The sequence below is a fragment of the Chitinophaga sp. genome, from assembly GCF_035564935.1.
In the GTDB taxonomy this organism is placed as follows: domain Bacteria; phylum Bacteroidota; class Bacteroidia; order Chitinophagales; family Chitinophagaceae; genus Chitinophaga.
In genome coordinates, this window is sequence record NZ_DATMTE010000902.1 from 1 (window position 1) to 3,789 (window position 3,789).

Here is a 3,789-nt window from a genome sequence, read left to right on the forward strand (position 1 = left end):
ATAAATAAATGGCTGGCTTTTGAATACCTCCACAAGTATTTCTTCCAGCGGTTTATTCACTTCGTTAATAGTGACCGGCACTGCTTTTTTAAGCAGGTCGTCTTGGTACACAAAAGCATAACCGGTTTGCGTTTTGATCTTCTCAAATATAGCCGGCAGCGACATGTTCACTCCCCTTATTGTTACTGTTTGAGCCATGGTAGTGGCATTCACCTGGAAAGTGGCAACAAGAATAAAACAAGCAATTAACTTCATCGGTAGTAAAAACGAGGCATGGAAGGGCCGCAGATATTTAAATCTGCCCCAAATGGGAATAAGATTCATTATCTTTATAATGTTTGGGTGATAAATGGTTGTAAAGCGATATTCTTACAGGCTGTTTGGACCCAAATGTTTTCATCCGGAAGTGTTGACCGCACTTCCGGATTTATTTTGGGTCTGCATGTACGCGGAAATTCTATGTACTGTTCATTGGCATCGGATGCTTATTTGGTTGATACGATAATTTTATTTCCATCCAGTTGGTAATGTACTGTACCAGTGGCTTCCAAAATATCCAGCATCTGGCTTACTTCACTTTTCCTGGAAAAAACGCCGGACAGGTTAATATTATCCACGTTGCCCCTGTACTCCACTGTAACATCATACCAGCGTGCAATTTGCCGCATGATGCCTTTAATATCCATCCGGTTAAAACGGAACTCCCCGTTTTTCCAGGCCAGCGCCCGTTCTATATCGGCTTTGGAAACTTTAAATTTCAGGTTGCTTTTCTCCAGCGTCGACTGCAGGCCGGGCGATAGCGAAGCATTACCGGCGGAATAAGCAGTTTCCACTTTTCCTTCCAACAGGGTTGTTTCAATAGCCGCTTCATCGCCATAGGCCATCACATTAAACTTTGTTCCGAGCACTTTTACCTTCATGGCATTGGGCAGGCCGGTGTTACGAACGGATACGGTAAACGGAACTTTTTTGCCCTGTTCTGAAAACACGGTGGCTACTTCAAAGTATCCTTCTCCCGACAATTCCACTTCCCTGCTCCCTTCATTAAATGCGACCGGGTACCGGAGCGACGACGCCGCATTGAGCCAGACCTTTGTTCCGTCTGACAGTGTAACACGGTATTGTCCGCTCCTGGGAGTAATAATGGTATTATAAGCCATCGATGATGACTGTCCCTGTTCATGTATTGGCACATAGGCTACCTTTCCATCTTCGGATTTTATGATCTGTATCCCGCTTTTATTGTCGATAGGTCCATCTGCAGCGCTATCCAGCTCAATTTCCTTTCCATTTGCCAGGATCAATGTTGCCCTGTTATTTCCGGCCTCTCCCTTCTTTACGGTTGTTTTTACGGCAAGTAACGGCTTGTTGGAGAACATACTCCGCTGCACCAGGAAGTAAGTGCCGATGCCCAGTATAATAGCCGCTGCCGCTGCAATTTTCAGTACCCCGGAACGCTGTTCTTTCCGCTGTTTTATGGTGAGATCTATACTTTTATCCAGGCGATCATGTATTCGTTCCCCTATCTGCGTTCTTAATGCTGCCAGCGCTTCATCAGCGGGGTCCTCTGCTGTAGCTGCTGAATAGAACCAGTCGTTTACCTGCCGGGTTTCCTCCTCGCTGGCTTCCCCCCGCAGGTATTTTTCTATAACGTGAATTGGTAAATCCATAATAATAGAAGTATACTGAACCGGGAATAATACCCATCGGAAATAAAAAAAAAGTGGAAATATTTTTAATTATCTAAAATTCAGCCGATTAATATGGTGATGGATGGATGTTTCATGCGGAAGGATGCGACAGGTAAAATTTGGTTCATCGGAAAAAAAGTATTAATATTAAGGTATTGTTATACTCCATTTGTATGCGACTCCATTTCTCCCTGGCCTCCTGCTTCCTTGCCCCCTTTGTTGCGGGTGCGCGGCAATTGCTGCGGATCATCAGTCACATTCAGATATTACCAGTTACCTGCAATATAGCGCAGGTTCGGCTTTACGTTCTTCAGCCACGGAACAGGCAGTACATAATAATTTCCCCGGATTATATGCTCCCTAATACCCTGAAATATGTTCAAGTATATTCAACTGGTGGACATGCTGACCACCTTATTCTGGAACAGAGAAGACTTTGAGTCCATTGCCCGGGGCGCCGGCTATAACCTTGGTAAGCTAATGCTTACAAGTGTTGCCTATCACAACTGGATGAACCTCGTTACCCAGGCATCCCAGTCGGTGGATGAAAAGAAAATGCTCGACCTCCTGCATTCAGCATTGATACTGCGACCGGATAACGACTACCTGTTGGCCATGCAGGCCGACTTAAACACCAGCTTCCAAAGCCCCATGGCAGGAAAACATGTAAGCTGGCAAGGGAAAAGCGCCCTGCAACAGGAAGGACTCACCAATAAACTGAGCACTCTCCTGCCGGTTAATTTCCTCGCAAAAGGTATTGACCGGTCAAAATGCGTTGCGAAAATCACCACCAGCGAATGCCTCGGCACCGGCTTCCTGCTCCGTGGTAATTACCTGCTTACCAATAATCACGTTATCCCCACCGGGGATATTGCCGCAAAAACAAGACTGCAGTTCAACTATGAATATAACGTTTCCGGCGCCCTGCTCCAGCCCATATACTATGACCTGGACCCCGACAATGGTTTCGAAACAGCGCCGGAAACAGATTGGACCATCGTAAAAATCAAAGGCGATGCCGTAAAGGAATTTGGTCATCTTACCCTCTCAGCCAACGGTGTAAAAGCAGATGATTTTGTGAATATTATCCAGCACCCCGGCGGCGATCATAAGCAGATTGCCCTCTATCACAACACGGTGGCGTATGCCAATGGCACTATTGTGCAATACCTCACTGATACGTTGCCCGGTTCCTCCGGTTGTCCCGTGTTCAACTCCGCCTGGGAAGTGGTAGCGCTGCACACCAGCGGCGGCTGGACGCAGGATCCCACTACCCTCAGGCCGGTGCTGCGCAACCAGGGAGCAGACATACGTGTTGTAAAAAGCGAAATAGCCGGACGTATCAAAGGCATTGAAATCTGAGTAATATGCAACTGAAGATTCAATATTTCAACCGTGCGTGCGATTTACTATCGGCCAGGATCTATCAGAAAGATCAAATATCCACCGTAGTACAGGGAAGTATTCCGGAAGAGGCCCGCGGCGACCTGGACTTTGAAGGAACCGCCTATGCCGTATGGCAGTCCGTAATAGGCGTTGCGGAGAAGGAAGGCACTGTAAAATCCGTACTAAAGATAGCGCAAACCCTCCGCGAGTTTGATGGGGAGATGGCAGCATTGGAGAATGACCTGGAACAACATATCATCCGGGATGAAATACCGGTAGATATCCGATCACATCATCGTGGGGAAGGCACGCCGTTCCGGGTATTATTTGTTGCCGATATAGCCAACCGCAGTGTGGTCAGGCAATTACGTAACCACCTGGCTGTTTATAGCGATTGTATAGAACTGCTGGATATCAGGGATGCACAGGATAACATTGCATGCAACTGGATATTGCTTATACTGACCCCCGACCTGGTGGGAGCAGACTGGCCCTGGTACCGGCTGGTACAGTATTGTATGACCTGTGATATAAGGGTAATACCTGTTCTGGCCAAAACCTGCGATTGGAAAAGAATTGAATATATCGGCAAAATGGTACCATTGCCCAACAACGGGATTTTTCTTTCAAACACCACTTTCTGGAATGACACAGACAGGGCCTACAATACTGCCGGAGAAGAACTGAGAAATATAGCTGCTGCCCTGGAACC

At 47.0% G+C, this 3,789-nt stretch carries 4 protein-coding genes; 2 read left to right on the forward strand and 2 right to left on the reverse strand.

What is annotated here, in order from left to right:
* Window positions 1–255: hypothetical protein (locus VN105_RS23480; RefSeq protein WP_325644809.1), on the reverse strand; the 255-nt coding region annotated here is incomplete at its 3' end.
* Window positions 256–485: 230 nt separating this feature from the next.
* The gene (locus VN105_RS23485; RefSeq protein WP_325644811.1) at window positions 486–1,670 is read right to left on the reverse strand and encodes a FecR family protein; all 1,185 of its coding nucleotides are present in this window, start codon (window positions 1,668–1,670) and stop codon (window positions 486–488) included.
* A gap of 396 nt (window positions 1,671–2,066) precedes the next feature.
* On the opposite strand from VN105_RS23485, the gene VN105_RS23490 reads away from it, so the two are divergent.
* Together VN105_RS23490 and VN105_RS23495 are read left to right on the forward strand one after the other, a co-directional pair.
* Window positions 2,067–3,053, forward strand: coding sequence for a serine protease (locus VN105_RS23490; protein WP_325644813.1), 987 nt, complete (start codon window positions 2,067–2,069; stop codon window positions 3,051–3,053).
* 5 nt (window positions 3,054–3,058) lie between these two features.
* On the forward strand, window positions 3,059–3,789 hold a 731-nt coding region (locus VN105_RS23495; protein WP_325644815.1), incomplete at its 3' end, for a hypothetical protein.

Bases quoted from the DNA above. Each gene is read 5' to 3' on its own strand.
- VN105_RS23485 (WP_325644811.1), bottom strand. From the start codon at position 1,670: ATGGATTTACCAATTCACGTTATAGAAAAATACCTGCGGGGGGAAGCC.
- VN105_RS23490 (WP_325644813.1), top strand. From the start codon at position 2,067: ATGTTCAAGTATATTCAACTGGTGGACATGCTGACCACCTTATTCTGG.